Raw genomic sequence first — 15,892 nt, 5'->3', positions numbered from 1 at the left:
TTGTGAATTTCACACTATCTCATCACAGTCTTAAATGATATAAGAAAAATTTATATATTAGATTTCACTATTTTTCTCAGTGTCTACAGAAGGTGCTACTCTATCACCTTTTTCTCCTCTACTATCTTTTCCCTCTGCCGGCATTTCCATATTTTCATCAGGTCTTCCCATGTTTTCTCCTTCATTAGGTCTGTCCATTTTCTCATTTGGAGCTCCCTTGTCCTTTCCACGTCCTCCCATGCCACCTTGAGTTGCTCCTTCTTGGGTAATATTAGTTATAACACTTGAAACTGTACCTTCACCTATTTTATTTCCACCTGAATATTTTCCATCAGTATATAATCCATCAGTTGAATTTCCACCTGAGCTTCCTCCAACATAAACTGAGTACTTTTCATTAGTCTTTATATTTGGAGAACATACTGCAACTGATTGATATGTTTTTGATGGTGCAAAAGTAATAATATTTTCCCCACTTTCTGATTGAATGTTAACTATAGTATTAGCTTCTTGTGAGGTTAAATTTATGTTTATAGTATTTTGAGTTGAAGAATTGCTTGGTGTTTCTGCCATTCCAGAACTTCCTGCTGCAATTAAAGTACCTCCACTTACCTCACATGTATTATCAAAATCTAAAGCTCCATTTCCATTATCCGTTGGACCATTTACTATTACAGTTCCATCAGTCATATAAATTGAACCATTGGCATCTATACCATCACCACTTGCATCTACGAAAATATAACCTCCATTAATATTTATTTTAGCATTTCCAGAAGACTCAAATTGATTTTGCCCTGGACGGCCGTTGATTGAAGATCCGTCATTTCCTCCTGCTGCATTTATTCCATCATCACTTGCAGTAACATAAATTTCTCCACCATTAAGAGTTATTACTTCACTTTCAATCCCTTCATATGATTTTTCAATATTTATCTTTCCATCATTTATTCTTAAATTGGAATCTGAATGTATTCCATCATCTCCAGATGATAAATTTATAGTTCCATTGTTGATTGTTAAATTATCGTTTGAATGAATTGAATCATCTGATGAATCTATTTTTATATGTCCACCTTCTATAGTTATATTACTTGATGCTTTTATACCCTTTGCACTAGTAGACTCTTCTTCAGTATTTTCATTAGTATTGGCATTATTCATATTAGGATCTCCCTTACCATTCATTCCTTTATCTTTCATACCCCAATTTCCCCAATCACTATTTTGGGAAGTACTACTATTTGCACTACCACCACCTGAAGATATTGTAATGTCTCCATCTTCAATTAGCAGTTCACTCTCTGCTTGAATTCCATCTTCAACTGCAGTTATATTAAGTGTACCTTTTTCAATATATATATATCCTTTACTTGCATCAGTGTCATTATCAGATTTTATTCCATCTCCGCCTGCATTAATTGTTATATTTCCATCAGAAATATTAATGCAATCTTTTCCTTTTATACCGTTATTTTTAGCAGTTACAACTATATTCCCACTTTGAATTTTTAGATCATCTTTACTAGCAATGCCATTATTATAATTAGCATTGACAGTAAGTTTACCTTCTCCTATAATATATAAATCATCTTTACTAAATATTGCTGCATTAGGTTCATTTGTAGTTGCATCTTCTAAAACATAATTTTCCCCATCTGTTATAGTATTTTCAGTATCTTTTTCTAAAGCAATTATACATCTTTTAGCATTTATAATACAAATAGGTGCACTATCAGAAGAAGTAATATCTATTCCATTTAAAATTATATATACTTTCTCTTCATCACCTACATTAACAATTAACTGTCCATCATCTAACTTACCACTTACACTATAAGTTCCACCCTGTGTAATTGTAGCCTTATTATTTTCTACACTTACACCATTTCCATCAACACTTATATCACTACCTAATTTTATAAATGTATCTGGCTCACCTACGCTTTCACTTTCTAAAGCTTTTATATTCACTTTGGACGTCTCTGTAACTTCCGTAGTATTTTCAGAATTTGTATTTACTTTATTTTCAGAACAAGCTGTAACACTAAGGCTTAGTGACATAGCTATCAATATTGATATAAATTTTTTATTCATTGTTTTCCTCCTCTAAACTTTAATTTATCTCAATTAAAATAACCATCTTTATTTCTTAAAAACATACTATCATTTATATCTTAAATTAAACTTAAGTCATTACTAATTATTATTCAGTTAAATCATAGCCTTATAAATAGCCTTTCTATATTAGTAAAATGTCTATAGTTATTGAGTACAAAGTAAATATTTTATTCAATTTTACTCTTTCATAAGTTTTATTAGTATTTTCCAGACCTTTAGCTACATTAACATTTTTGTTTTTATGTTAATTTTGACTAATAACAAATTAAGAAAGATTAAAATAATACATAAGTCAATCACCAGTTTAAAACATTGGTTAAACTTGACAAATATAGTATAATTATAATATTATGATTGTACGTTTATAGTTAAGAGGTGTATTAATGAAAGATCATCTAAAAGACATGGCCAATATCCTTAAATCCCTTGGCGATGAGAAAAGATTAAAAATAATAAAAATGCTTGCTTCAAATGCTGATGAAACCTTTTGCGTTTCTGATGTGGCACAACAGCTTGATATATCTCAACCTGCTGCATCTCAACACATAAAAATTTTAAAGAATATTGGAATTCTCGAGGAGAATCGAAGGGGTTTTAGAGTTTTCTATACAATTAATTCTGATACATTGATTGAATACAGGAAGGATATAAATGAACTGTTTAAGAAAGCATTTGAGAGATGCCAATATGATTTCTCTTGTGACAAATGTCCTTATAATAACAAGTGTCAATAGGAGTAATGTGCTATCTTGTCTATAAGTATTTGCTTATAGACTTATAGATAGACAAAGGAGGTATTCATGAACTAATTCAAAATCCTCCAATCAATATTTCTATTAGTAGATATGCTCCTATAATTCTACTTGTTATTATAATAATAAGTATTAATAGAAGAGATTGTTGTCTTAACTATAAGTATTTGCTTATAGTCTTATAGACAAATAAAGGATATCTTTGTAAGGATAATTTATTATTGCTTTTTGTAATAACAGCTTTTATGACAAATAGTCGCCTTAATTAATTATAGCGTGCAAAAATGATTTTAACTTTCGTGGCTTTTTGAGCCTAAAGTATTTACAAAAATTAAGGAGGATAAAGATACATGATAAAAGATACTCAATTATTAGAAGTTGATGAAGTAAAAATAACAATAATCATGGACAATACAGTAGACGTATTTATGACAGGTAATGAAATTGTACACAGGTTTGATTTAAGTTCTGATTTTCCACCTATCGCAGAGCATGGTTTTTCAGCAATGATTCAGGTTAAATCCGGAAATAAGCAAGGAACTGTATTATTAGATTTAGGTATTAGCTCTAGCGGTATCTTACACAACATGGATTCCTTAGGAATTAATGCAACAGATATACAAGCAATTATACTCAGTCATGGTCACTTTGATCATACTATGGGGTTACCTTGTCTAATTGAGAAGTTAGGAACACATAAAGTCCCTCTTATTTCTCATCCAGATGCTTTTTTAGACAGAAAGATTATAATGCCAGGTGGAGATGAAATAAATATTTCTCCCCCAAAGTTAACTGCTTTACAACAGGAGAAAATTACTTTTGTTAAAAAAACCGATCCAACACTTCTTGTTGATAACATGATTCTTGTTTCTGGTGAAATTCCTCGAACTACAGATTTCGAAAAAGGATTTCCTTTACACTATACAAAGCGTAATGATCAATGGGAAAACGATCCGGTAATAAAGGATGATCAGTGCGTTATTGTAAATGTTCGTGGACAAGGATTAGTTATAATTACAGGTTGCTGTCATTCTGGAGTTATCAATACCATGCGCTACGCTCAAGCTCTGATTAATAGCCAGAAAATTTATGCTGTATTGGGTGGTTTTCATCTAACAGGTGGGATATTTGAAAAAATTATTCCTACTACAATTGCTGAATTACAGAAAATTAATCCAACTTATTTGATGCCTGGTCACTGCACTGGTTGGTCTGCTATCCACCAAATTGCCCAATCAATGCCCAAAGCATTTATACCAAACAATGTTGGTACTACATTAGTTTTTCAAGGGAAATAAATATAAAAACCTTATCCAAAAACAAAGTTCTAAATAAGATAAATTTTGTTTTTGCCATCAATGTGATTAATAAATTTTAATATTTGCTTATTTAAGCATAAAATTAATGGAGGTATTATAATGGAAGATTTAATAAAAAATGAAATTATAAAGTATATAACTGAAGGTAAAGATAACTGGTTTGAAGAAATTAATGACCATTATTACGATGAACCAATTATAAAATTTGCATCTGCAGATGACCCATTGTTTGAGGAGTATAAAACCATAATAGGTAGTGATCATTTAACTCCAGCTGAAGCTTTTGAAATGACATTTGGGGAAAATAGCTATCATGGAGGAACAGTTATAAGCGTTGTATTACCTATAAATGAAAAGATTCGAAAAAGTAACGGAGTACAGAAGGAGTTACCATCAAAAGAATGGGCTCTGCTTCATAGCTTTGGAGAGGACGTATTTAAAAAGAATTTTTATAATTTTTTTGAAGATTTTTTAAATCAAATGGGATATAAAACTGTAGCACCTTATGGTGCTGAATGGTTTAAAGCTTTTAACACTACTTCTGGTCCAAGCTCCAATTGGTCAGAACGTCACATAGCTTATGTCGCTGGTCTTGGGACTTTTGGATTAAACGATGCATTTATTACTGAGAAAGGAATTGCAGTGAGGTTAGCCTCATTTGTAACTGAATTAAAACTTAATCCAGATGTCAGGGTATCTAAAAGCTATACAGAAAATTGTTTATTTTACAATAACGGTATTTGTGGAGCTTGCATTAAAAGATGTCCTTTTAATGCAATATCTGAGAAGGGACATGACAAATTAAAATGTTATAAATCTTGTTATGGAGAAGAATCAAGAAAATTAGTAGAATCCTATGGAGGAAATCCAAATGCGGGAGCAGGTTGTGGTTTATGTCAAACTAAAGTACCTTGTGAATACAGAAATCCGACTAAATCAATTAATAACTAAATAAAAATTATTATTAAAAAGAATAATTTAGCTATACTATTGTTTTTCTTTGAAGCATTAAATACGATAGATATTATGAAAAATATACCTAGATAAAAAATTCACGGCAATACAATTAGTATTGCCGCGGATTTTTCCCTTAAACTATATTTTAATGTAGCGTAGAAATTTCTCAGCAGAAGCTGAGAAATTTAAAATTATTTATTTTTGAAGTGATACAATCACTTATACAATTGAAAATTGACTATTGACAATGGAGAATTGTTGATACTCTCTTTTATAAGAGAAGTTTTCAATTAATTTCTTTTTAAAGTGATGCAGTCACTTTTATTGAAAAATCTATTTAAAGAAATTAATTTGTAAGAATTAATTTCCACCACAATTGTCAATTCTCCATTTTCAATTCTCAATTGATTATATTCCCCAGAGGTGGAGACTAACAATACATTGCTAGTAAAAATTAGTTTAAGAAATTAATTTTAAAGTAGTTTATCTATACTATATCTCTATAAAATTTTCATTTTCATCAACTTTAAATAGCGGAAGTCTTTTTATAAATATAATATCATCTCTATTTGAAGCATCTCCTTCAGCTAGAATTGCAGCTTTTGCTTTGACGATACCACCAGCTTTTTCAACTAACTTTTCAACAACCCTTAATGACTCCCCGGTGGAAATAACATCATCTATAATAGCAACATTTTTTCCTTTCACCTTTTCTGCATCAATTTTGTCTAAGCATAAAAATTGTTTCTTTTGAGTAGTAATTGAATTTACTTCCTCAGTTATTGGTGAATCCATATAAGCCTTAATGCTTTTTCTAGCTACAATAAATTCCTTCATACCTAAAAGCTTTGAAATTTCATATGCTAAAGGTATTCCTTTTGCCTCAGCAGTGACAATTACATCTATATCCTTTAATTTATCTGATATTGCAGGTGCAACTGTTTGTACTAATTCAGTATCACCTAGTATTACAAAACTTGCAATAGCTAAGTCATCTTTAATTTTCATTAAAGGTAATTCTCTCTTTAATGAAAGTAATTCTAAATTATATGTATTCATATTAAATTCCTCCCTAAAATAATCCTACGGCAAATCTAGTTATAATTCCTGCAAGCATTCCAAAGAATGGATCACTTATTGCTGTTACTCCCATAGTAACACCACCAACTAAACTGTCTGTTCCTGCTAAAGCAGCAGCTGCATTTCCTGGCACTGTTACTAAAATACCTAGTACAAATAAGAAACCACTAATTGATTGAGAAGGTACATATTTACCTATCTTTGGTAGTAATCCTAAAAATAATATAGCAGCCATAATTAACATCATGATTACACCAGCTGCTAATGGATGTGGAGCACTTCCTGTTGCTGAAATTATAGATTCAACTGGTGCACCACCAAATAATGAAGAACCCATATCAGCTAAGCTGCTTATAACAGAAAGATGATCAATATTTACATTTGTATTAGCCATACTTCCAGTAATTTGTCCAAAAGCTATATTAGATCCAATATTTAAGCACACCATTCCAAGTGCCCCTCTTAATACTTTACTATTAAAGCTAAGTTTACGTCTTTCGATTTTTTCTTTAGGTATTTCAACATTTCTCATATCCTTATTAATGATATTTCCAACAATACTTGAAATAACTACTGAAATAGTAATAGTTAGAACCAAATCATTTGTAGCAAAGTATATTGCTACTGCAGCGGCAATTGATACAATACTTACAACTTTTTCACTTTTTAGCATGTCCATAGATACCTTTGCAAGCATTATTCCAACACCTGCCATCATACCTGTGGTAATTGTTGGACCTATAAAATTTACGATTTTACCTAAAAACCCGAATATTCCTATACAAGTCATTATAACTGCACCAAAGAATATCATTGAAAGTCTTTCTTCCATATCCTTGCCAGCAGTTCCTGCATATGTTATAGTTTCTGCTTGAAAAGAAATAGGTGCAACTGAGCCTGTTAGTAAATTTCCAGCTGCTCCCACTAAAAATGCAAATGCTGTTGGAATTGAAGCAAAACCAAATGTTAACGCTAACAATCCTTGTGGTAAGCCATTTAGAACAACACCTATGATTGCTAGAAAGTCAGTAAGAAAGTCTGACATAGTTGTTTTCCCCCTTTAAATTGCCCACTTATCCTCTAGTAATAAATAAATTCTCATAGTCAGAACCTTTACGGAGTTCTAGTAGAGACATCTGGACCATATCACCAGAAATATACGAAGACATCAACTTTTTTCATTTTCATAATAACACTAAATTCGAACATTTTCAACATATTATTTAAAAATGTACGTATTTTTTTCTATAAAGTATTAAAATGATGTTAGCTAATAACTTATTTAAAATGAAAATACTTGAAAAAACCTCCACATTTCTGTGGAGGTTTTTAGTGAAAGCGAAACATGACTATTAGAACCTACTAATTATTAATCATTAATTGTATAATAGGAAAATTTGTATTCATTGATTCCTTTGTGCATTTCTTAATAGTATATTTATCTCTTTGAATATCTTAATACTGCAATCCCCTTATCCATACTATACTGCTCTAAATGTAAATCTATCTTAGGATTATTCCCAAGGAATAGTGGTCTGCCTTTTCCTAATATTGTAGGAATTATCCCAATTACATACTCATCAATAATATCTGCTTTAATAAAATTATCTACGAGACCTCCACCACCAAATAAGAATATATTTTTACCTTCCTTTTCTCTTTCTTCTTCTATTACTTTGCATATATCACCATTTATAAAATGTATATTGTCATGGTCTTGTAATTCCTGTGATGTTGCTACATATACTTTTTTATTATTAAAATCATTATGGAAGTTTTGGTCATAACAGTTTTTACCCATAACTACAACATCTACACCATTTAAAAATTCATCATAATCCCACTTCTTTTCAGTATCTAATTTATCATCCCCATCTCCAACTATCCAATCAAATCCACCATCTTCTGTTGCTATATATCCGTCAATACTTATTGCTAAATTTAGTATTATCTTTCTGCTCATATTTTTCCCCTCACTTTCTTATACTTTTAAATATATTAATTATTTGTCAGTAGAATTCTTTATATTCAGAGTTTCTACTTGATATAAGATACATTATAACTTATAATAGTTGACACCTTATGTCATATTGAAAAGGAGATATTTAATATGAAAGCAGATAGATTAATTTCTATATTAATGTTGTTACAAATACATAAAAAGTTAACAGCTAATGAATTAGCTCAAAGATTAGAAGTCTCTGTTAGAACTATTTATAGAGATATTGACTCTTTAAGCAGCCTTGGAATACCTGTATTTAGTGATAGAGGAACAAATGGCGGAATAAAACTTTTAGGAGATTATAAAACTTCTTTAAACGGAATAAATGATGAGGAAATTTATTCGCTATTTCTCCCAACTGGCGATAAAATTTTAGAAGACTTGGGAATTCAAAAACTTAAAGACTCTACAATACTTAAGCTCTTAGGCAATTCCTCTCCTTATCAAATTAAAGAAATTGAAAATATTCAAAACTATATTTACATAGATATGCATACTTGGAGTGAAAATCCTACTAATGTAAATAAAGATATTCTTTCTGTATTGCAAAATGCTATTTGGAACCATAAAATATTAAAAATAGTATATAGAAAAATAAATGAAACAAAAGAAGTAATCTTAAATCCATTAGGATTAGTATGTAAAAGAGGTATTTGGTATTTAATTGGAATAAACACTGAAGTTATTAAAACCTATAAAGTAACCTCTATAGAAAGTACCTTTTTGATAGACGAGTATTTTGACAGACCAAATGATTTTAACTTAGAAGCTTATTGGAAATCATCTACAAGTAATTTTAAAGCTTTAATTCCTAAATATACTTTTACTTTTAAGGTTAAACTTTCTATTATAAATCATATAAAAGAAAGAAAATTTATAACTATAAATAATGAAGTTGTAAAAGATAATGAAATTTATTTAGATATTAATTTTGATGATATTTGGCAAGGTATTGAATTTGCTTTTACATATGGTAAAAATATAAAAATAATTAAACCTATTGAAGCTATTAATGAAATTAAAATAAAAGCTTCTGAAGTAATTAAACTATATGATAATTAAAATTAAACATATATAAATAAGAAACCACCACAACACATTTCTGTATTGTGGTGGTTTCATGATTCAAATGCGCAGGTTATCAGAAGCACCTCACCTTTTCTATTTATCATTATGCATGAGACAATACAGGGAACATTAAGTCTTCTGTTTTAAATGGATTATCCTTTCCTATTTTGATAAAAAGAGTAGTATCTTCTTCATTTACCAAAGTTTTTTCATAAGAGGAAGTATCCTCTGGAGTAAATCCCAAAACTACTTTCTTAGTTTTCTCATTCATCGTTGCATTAATAATATTATCTAACTTTACTTCTTTTGCACTAAGCACTTCTTGTAAATATAAAATATCTTTATTAAACTCACATATAACCACTGTATCATAGTCCTCAAGATAATAAATATTATCTTTCATAAAAGATGTGCAATAAAACATTATAAGAGATGCATTATTTTTCATAGAAACCTTTGAGAAAGGTATTGTATTGCAAGCTATATTGTAAATAGTTTCTCTATCACTATCATTATCCATACTCATCTTTCTTATATTCTCTGTCTTATCTTCTTTAGTTTTGTTTATTGAGTATTGGTATTCATCACATACTTTAAATTCAAATTTCGGGTAGAAGTCAAGAACACTATCATTAGCAAAAAGATAAATAAGATCACATTTATCCTCCCATTCTTTTAACACTATCTCCATAAGTGCTCTGGACAATCCTTGTCCTCTATAATCTTCATCTGTCATAACAGTTCCAATTTGTATATATCTCTTTTGCTCTCCTAAAATTAAAAAATCTATAATACTTACTGAAACGTTAGACACTACTTTATCTCCATCTAATAAGGAATATGGTATATATTTGTCTCCCCAATATCCACCCTCGTACCATTGTTCAAAATTAAAACCATAAGTTTTTTCTGTTAAGCTATTAAAACTATTTCTTAATTTGGCATCATCTTTGTAATTACACTTATAAATATATTTTTTTCCATCTATTAATAAAACTTCACTCATATTTTTATTTTCTCCTTAATTTTATAGATATACACATTCTATTCATATCTTATCTAAGTGCTTTTCCCAAAGCAACCTTACAAATTTTTATTAAACAAAAATAAGCCATAAACTATATAAAGTTAGCTTATGACCCATTACTTACAATTTTACATTAGGATTTAAATATTGTTTCCCTTTTTCTGCCACACCTTTATAATCAATCGCCTTCTTTTGACAACTTTGAATACATTCCACACATAATTCACAGTAAGGCTTTGCCGGCGGAGTTTTAACCATAATTCTTCACTATTCATTGTAAAAATTTTATATGTAAATTAAAACTGTGCATAAGTTAAATTTTCATTAAGAGACCCTATAACTAAAAAATCCTGATCAAATATTTATTTTTAAAAGTACAGCCAACATATACGCCTGCGTAACTCCTATATTCCGCCAATTCCATAAAATGATTACAGAAAATATTATAGTATTTATTTCTCATTATTTAATAGTGTAATTTACACTATTAAATAAAAAAGACTGTTTCTTAACTGATTTCTTAGTTTTGAAACAATCTCTTCATTTAATTAATTATATAGGTAAGTTTCATGGCAGATTCCAAGGCTTACCTTACCACCATACATTCATCTAACTTTTAGTAAAAATAGTATTTATTTATGATACAGTTCCCATTACCGTAGGTAAAAAACCTTATATCTCTACTACAAGACTTTTCTAGTTCACGACTAAATATAATCTCTATCTTTACTTGGAAACCTATTTGCTATATATGTATCACATTTTTTAAAGTTTTTCATGACATTATTATGTACAAAAAGGAAGTTTGAACTCGAACCTCCTCTTTGTTTATCGGAAAGTATCAAAATAAATTTTGATACATCCCCTTTATACTGTCCTATTTAAGAAGCAAAACTTTTCACCCTTGTTAAAAACACCTACAACTTTTGTTGATATCCTCATCTATTATTAAAAATATATGCTTAATCTTGTGTTTCCATTTCTTTACGAAAAACCATTTCTTATACAATTACAACTTTTGTTTTTTCCACACTTACTACATTTCCTAATTTTTCCACATCGATTACATTTAAAACATTCAAGACATTTATCAGATTCATCGCTTTCAAAACATTCATCACATTCAAACCATTTATCACATTCAAGGCCTTTATCACATTCAAAACATTTATGATTACACCTACAAACCTCTACACATGCAGATGATGTGTTGTTACGCAGATTAGGATCTGGTGTTGTTGAAGTTACCTTTGCTGTATTAACTATACATCCTTTAGCACGTAAACTTACTGTTCCTCTAATTAAAATGACTCTAGAAGTTCCAGCTGGTAAGGTTCCTATACTAAGAGTTCCTGGCCATGGATCAAATGTTACCCCTCCATCTATTGAAAATTCTGGTTCTATAATGCTAGGTGGAATATTATCAGTTAACACTACATTTTCTGCATCTGATGGTCCTGCATTGGATACTGTAATTATATAAGTGAGCACTTCTCCTGGCATTACTTGATCTGGACTTGCTGTCTTTTCAACTGAAATATCTGCTTCTCCTTGTGCCCCAGTTTCTATCTCTATACATATAGATGATACATTATTAATCGGATTAGGATCCGGTGTTGTTGAAGTTACAATTGCTGTATTATTTATACATCCTGTAGCTGATGAACTTACTGTTCCCCTAATTAAAATTGTTCTAGAACTTCCAGCTGATAAGGTTCCTAAACTAAGAGAACCTGTCCATGGATTAAACGTTACTCCTCCATCTACTGAAAATTCTGGTCCTATAATACTAGATGGAATATTATCAGTTAAAACAACATTTTGTGCATCTGATGGTCCTGCATTCGATACTACAAGTGTATAAGTTAGCACTCCTCCTGGTGCTACTGGATTTGGACTTGCTGTCTTTACAACTGAAATATCTGCTTCTCCTGGTACTGCAGCTACTTCTGTAACTACTGTAGATGTGTTGTTAAATGGATCAGGATCTGGTGTTGTTGAAGTTACAGTTGCTGTATTAGTTATAGTTCCTGTAGCTGATGAACTTACTGTTCCTCTAATTAAAATAGTTCTAGAAGTTCCAGCTGGTAAGGTTCCTATACTAAGAGTTCCTGGCCATGGATTAAATGTTAATCCTCCATTTATTGAAAATTCTGGTCCTATAATACTAGGTGGAATACTATCAGTTAAAACAACATTTTGTGCATCCGATGGTCCTGCATTCGCTACTACAATTGTATAGGTTAGCACTCCTCCTGGCGCTACCGGATTTGGACTTGCTGTCTTTTCAACTGAAACATCTGCTTCTGCTTGAGGTACTACCTCTACACATACAGACGATACATTATTAAGCGGATTAGGATCCGGTGTTGTTGAAATTACAATTGCTGTATTATTTATACATCCTGTAGCTGTTGGACTTACTGTTCCCCTTATTAAAATAGTTCTAGAACTTCCAGCTGGTAAGGTTCCTATATTAAAGGAGCCTGTCCATGGATTAAATGTTATTCCTCCATCTACTGAAAATTCTGGTCCTATAATGCTAGATGAAATATTATCATTTAAAACAACATTTTCTGCAGCATTTGGTCCTGCGTTGGATACTACAAGTGTATAAGTTAGCACTCCTCCTGGCATCACTGGATTTTGACTTGCTGTCTTTACAACTGAAACATCTGCTTCTCCTACAACCGGAATAACTTCTACATCTACAGTAGATGTGTTATTGCCTGGATTAGGATCTGGTGTTGATGAAGTTACAGTTGCAGTATTGGCTATAACTCCTGTAGCTGATGGTGACACTGTTCCTCTTATTAAAATAGTTCTTGTTTGACCAGCTGGTAATGTTCCTATATTAAGACTTCCTGGCCATGAACTAAAGGTTGCTCCTCCATTTGTTGAGAATTCTGGTCCTATAATACTAGATGGAATACTATCAGTTAAAACAACATTTTGCGCATCTGATGGTCCTGCATTCGCTACTACAATTGTATAGGTTAGCACTTCTCCTGGCGCCACTGGATTTGGACTTGCTGTTTTTGCAACTGAAATATCTGCTTCTACAGGAGCAATAACTTCCACATCTACCGTAGATGTGTTATTGCTTGGATTAGGATCTGGTGTTGTTGAACTTACCTCTGCAGTATTACTTATAATCCCTGTAGCTGTTGGTGACACTGTTCCTCTTATTAAAATATTTATTGTTTCACCAGCTGGTAATGTTCCTATATTAAAGAAGCCTGGCCATGGATTAAAGGTTGATCCTCCATCTGTTGAGAATTCTGCTCCTGTTATTTCAGGTGGAATAGCATCCGTTAAAACAACATTTTGGGCATCTGCTGATCCAAAATTTGATACTGTAATCGGATAAACTACCATCCCTCCTGCAGGTACCGGATTCAGCCCTACTGATTTAAAAACTCCAATATCTGCTTCTTGAGTAGATTCGTTAACTTCTATAACTGATGTTGATGTGTTATTACTTGGATTAGGATCTGGTGTTGTTGATGTTACAGTCGCAGTATTAGTTATGAAACCTGGAGCTACTGGAGCTACTGTTCCTCTTATTAAAATAGTTCTTGTTTCCTGATTTAATAATGTCCCTATACTAAGACTTCCTGGCCATGGATTAAAGGTTACTCCTCCATCTGTTGAGAATTCTGTTCCTGTTATTTCAGGTGGAATAGTATCCGTTAAAACAACATTTTGGGCATCTGATGGTCCAAGATTTGATACATCAATTGTATAGGTCAAAATCTCTCCTGACATTACTGGGTTTGGACTTCCTGTTTTTATAACTGAAATATCTGCTACTACAGGAGCCCTAACTTCAAGTGGTACAGTATTAGAATCCACAGTAAAATTGTTTTCTATTCCCCCTTCTACAGGTGTATAAGAATAATTTATTGTTGCTGTATTAAGGGCTGGATTAGGAGTTGGAACAGCGTTAACTACAGCATCAAAATTTATAGTAGCAGTAGAACCTCCTGGAATATCCGGTATAGTAAATCCAATATTAGGATCTGATGATTCTTCTGATACTCCATTAACTGTTACGCTGCCAGCCACAAATAATAATCCATTTGGTACGTTATCTTTAAAAAATACATTTGTTAAAGGACTAGTACAAGTATTTTCTAATGTTACTGTATAGGTTACTGTTTCCCCAACATTTGCAACAGGGGTACTAATAGTTTTTACAGGTATAAATAGAGGAACCTGAACTTCGTTTAATGATACATCATCTATAGCATAATCATTTCCAATAACCTCTGGCCCTTCACTTAAAAATTCTACCGTTAAGCTTGTGTTATTTTGTGAATTGATTACAGTACCTATTTGTTTCCATTCTGGAGCATTTGTATTAACTGGAATCTGAGCTCCCAATGTTGCACTATATAGTACATTACCGTTTTGATCAAGTATTCGTACACCAAGCTGTGGATTTGGATATCCTGTTACTTTAAATAGATTTAAAATCCAAGAACTAAATAAATAGTTTGTATTAGGCTGTACTGAAACTACATCTCTAAAAAAAATAGCCCCTGGATTAAAACCATTTACCACCATCATTCTTCCTGTTTCATTACCTGTAGTATGGTCTGCAATACGCCACCAAGCACCTATTTCATTACTCATTGCATTAGTCATAATGTTTTGTACTGTATATTCACCACCAATAGGTGTAAACTTAGTTGGATCCGGTAATACATAGGTAAAATCTGGGGTTACACCTGGGTAAGGTTCAACTGGAGCACCCGTATTAGCAGGAGTACCTGGAGGAAAAAAGCCAAATGTTCCATTATCAGCAACATTAATAAGATTTACATTTGAAACTGACACACATGGATCTAATATATTTTGTATAGGTGTATATATAACTGGACCATCAAGGAAATTTTCATTCGTTAAGTTTGCTCCTGTGACAGTTACTAAAAGTGTATCTGGAGTTAAAGAATCTAAATTAGTTGAACCCGGTGGAGGATTCGTTGCAAAGCTTATCGGAGGGTTTGTCCCTACTGGAACAGGTCCAACTACTGCGTTATTGAAATCTCCTGGGGTTGGAATGCCTCCAGATGTTCCAAAGGACTGTACAATTCTATAATCACCATTTGGTACATTTATAAATGAATAATTTCCATTAGCATCTGTAAGAACTACAAGTCTAGCATTTGTTGCTGTATTTTGTAATACTACAGGTACATTAGCTATACCTGAGTCTCCTGCATTAATTGTAGCACTTCTATCTCTATCAAATATAACGCGACCTGATACTGTCGCCATAATATCACCTCATTTTATCATCACAACTATATAATGATATTTTTTATGATATATACTATGCATTGATATGTTCTTTTGATTATGATTTTCGCTATTTTTCTACTTTTTTAGACTTTAGGGCTATAATCAATTAGTTTATTCCATATCTTATCTAAGCACTTTTTCCAAAACAACCTTACAAATTTTTATTAAACAAAAATGAGTCATAAACTATATATAAGCTAGCTTATGACTCATTAAGGCATCTTCAAAAAAAATAATATATCAATATGGTTAGCATATT

Annotated in this window: 11 protein-coding genes and 1 riboswitch; of the genes, 4 read left to right on the top strand and 7 right to left on the bottom strand. The window is 31.4% G+C overall.

The features are described 5' to 3' along the window. Nucleotides 1–57: 57 nt before the first annotated feature. The gene (locus tag B3603_RS12905) at nucleotides 58–2,097 is read right to left on the bottom strand and encodes a carbohydrate-binding domain-containing protein (protein ID WP_291565527.1); all 2,040 of its coding nucleotides are present in this window, start codon (nucleotides 2,095–2,097) and stop codon (nucleotides 58–60) included. 407 nt (nucleotides 2,098–2,504) lie between these two features. On the opposite strand from B3603_RS12905, the gene B3603_RS12900 reads away from it, so the two are divergent. The 3 genes from B3603_RS12900 to B3603_RS12890 all read left to right on the top strand — a co-directional run bounded on the left by B3603_RS12900 (nucleotide 2,505) and on the right by B3603_RS12890 (nucleotide 5,143). Next, on the top strand, nucleotides 2,505–2,855 hold the full coding sequence (locus B3603_RS12900) for an ArsR/SmtB family transcription factor (RefSeq protein WP_291565524.1): 351 nt from the start codon (nucleotides 2,505–2,507) through the stop codon (nucleotides 2,853–2,855). A gap of 368 nt (nucleotides 2,856–3,223) precedes the next feature. Then, nucleotides 3,224–4,171 (top strand): MBL fold metallo-hydrolase, encoded by a 948-nt coding sequence (locus tag B3603_RS12895; protein WP_291565522.1) that lies wholly within the window; start codon nucleotides 3,224–3,226, stop codon nucleotides 4,169–4,171. A 120-nt stretch (nucleotides 4,172–4,291) separates the two neighbouring features. Further along, nucleotides 4,292–5,143 carry a (Fe-S)-binding protein gene (locus B3603_RS12890; protein ID WP_291565520.1) on the top strand — a complete coding sequence of 284 codons (852 nt, stop codon included), beginning with the start codon at nucleotides 4,292–4,294 and terminating at the stop codon, nucleotides 5,141–5,143. 498 nt (nucleotides 5,144–5,641) lie between these two features. On the opposite strand, the gene B3603_RS12885 is transcribed toward B3603_RS12890, so the two are convergent. The 3 genes from B3603_RS12885 to B3603_RS12875 form a co-directional block, all read right to left on the bottom strand. After that, a complete protein-coding gene (locus B3603_RS12885) occupies nucleotides 5,642–6,208 on the bottom strand; it encodes a phosphoribosyltransferase family protein (protein WP_291565518.1) in 567 nt (188 codons plus the stop codon). Nucleotides 6,209–6,221: 13 nt separating this feature from the next. Then, on the bottom strand, nucleotides 6,222–7,274 hold the full coding sequence (locus tag B3603_RS12880; RefSeq protein WP_291565517.1) for an NCS2 family permease: 1,053 nt from the start codon (nucleotides 7,272–7,274) through the stop codon (nucleotides 6,222–6,224). 36 nt (nucleotides 7,275–7,310) lie between these two features. Then, a riboswitch (purine riboswitch) is annotated at nucleotides 7,311–7,412 on the bottom strand. A gap of 255 nt (nucleotides 7,413–7,667) precedes the next feature. Continuing rightward, nucleotides 7,668–8,192: a dihydrofolate reductase family protein gene (locus B3603_RS12875; protein ID WP_291565515.1), complete on the bottom strand. Its 525-nt coding sequence runs from the start codon at nucleotides 8,190–8,192 to the stop codon at nucleotides 7,668–7,670. A gap of 147 nt (nucleotides 8,193–8,339) precedes the next feature. On the opposite strand from B3603_RS12875, the gene B3603_RS12870 reads away from it, so the two are divergent. Next, a complete protein-coding gene (locus B3603_RS12870; RefSeq protein WP_291565513.1) occupies nucleotides 8,340–9,293 on the top strand; it encodes a helix-turn-helix transcriptional regulator in 954 nt (317 codons plus the stop codon). Between the two features lie 109 nt (nucleotides 9,294–9,402). Here the strand turns inward: B3603_RS12870 and B3603_RS12865 are convergent, their stop codons facing one another. From B3603_RS12865 to B3603_RS12855, 3 genes are all read right to left on the bottom strand, one after another. Then, nucleotides 9,403–10,305, bottom strand: coding sequence for a GNAT family N-acetyltransferase (locus B3603_RS12865; RefSeq protein ID WP_291565512.1), 903 nt, complete (start codon nucleotides 10,303–10,305; stop codon nucleotides 9,403–9,405). A gap of 141 nt (nucleotides 10,306–10,446) precedes the next feature. Continuing rightward, on the bottom strand, nucleotides 10,447–10,584 hold the full coding sequence (locus tag B3603_RS12860; RefSeq protein ID WP_291565510.1) for a hypothetical protein: 138 nt from the start codon (nucleotides 10,582–10,584) through the stop codon (nucleotides 10,447–10,449). Nucleotides 10,585–11,310: 726 nt separating this feature from the next. Beyond that, nucleotides 11,311–15,609, bottom strand: a complete 4,299-nt coding sequence (locus tag B3603_RS12855) for a DUF11 domain-containing protein (RefSeq protein ID WP_291565508.1) — start codon at nucleotides 15,607–15,609, stop codon at nucleotides 11,311–11,313. Nucleotides 15,610–15,892 lie beyond the last annotated feature (283 nt).

Source organism: Clostridium sp. UBA2485 (genome assembly GCF_002341865.1).
GTDB lineage: Bacteria > Bacillota > Clostridia > Clostridiales > Clostridiaceae > Clostridium_J.
This window is presented reverse-complemented; position numbering and strand designations above follow the sequence as displayed.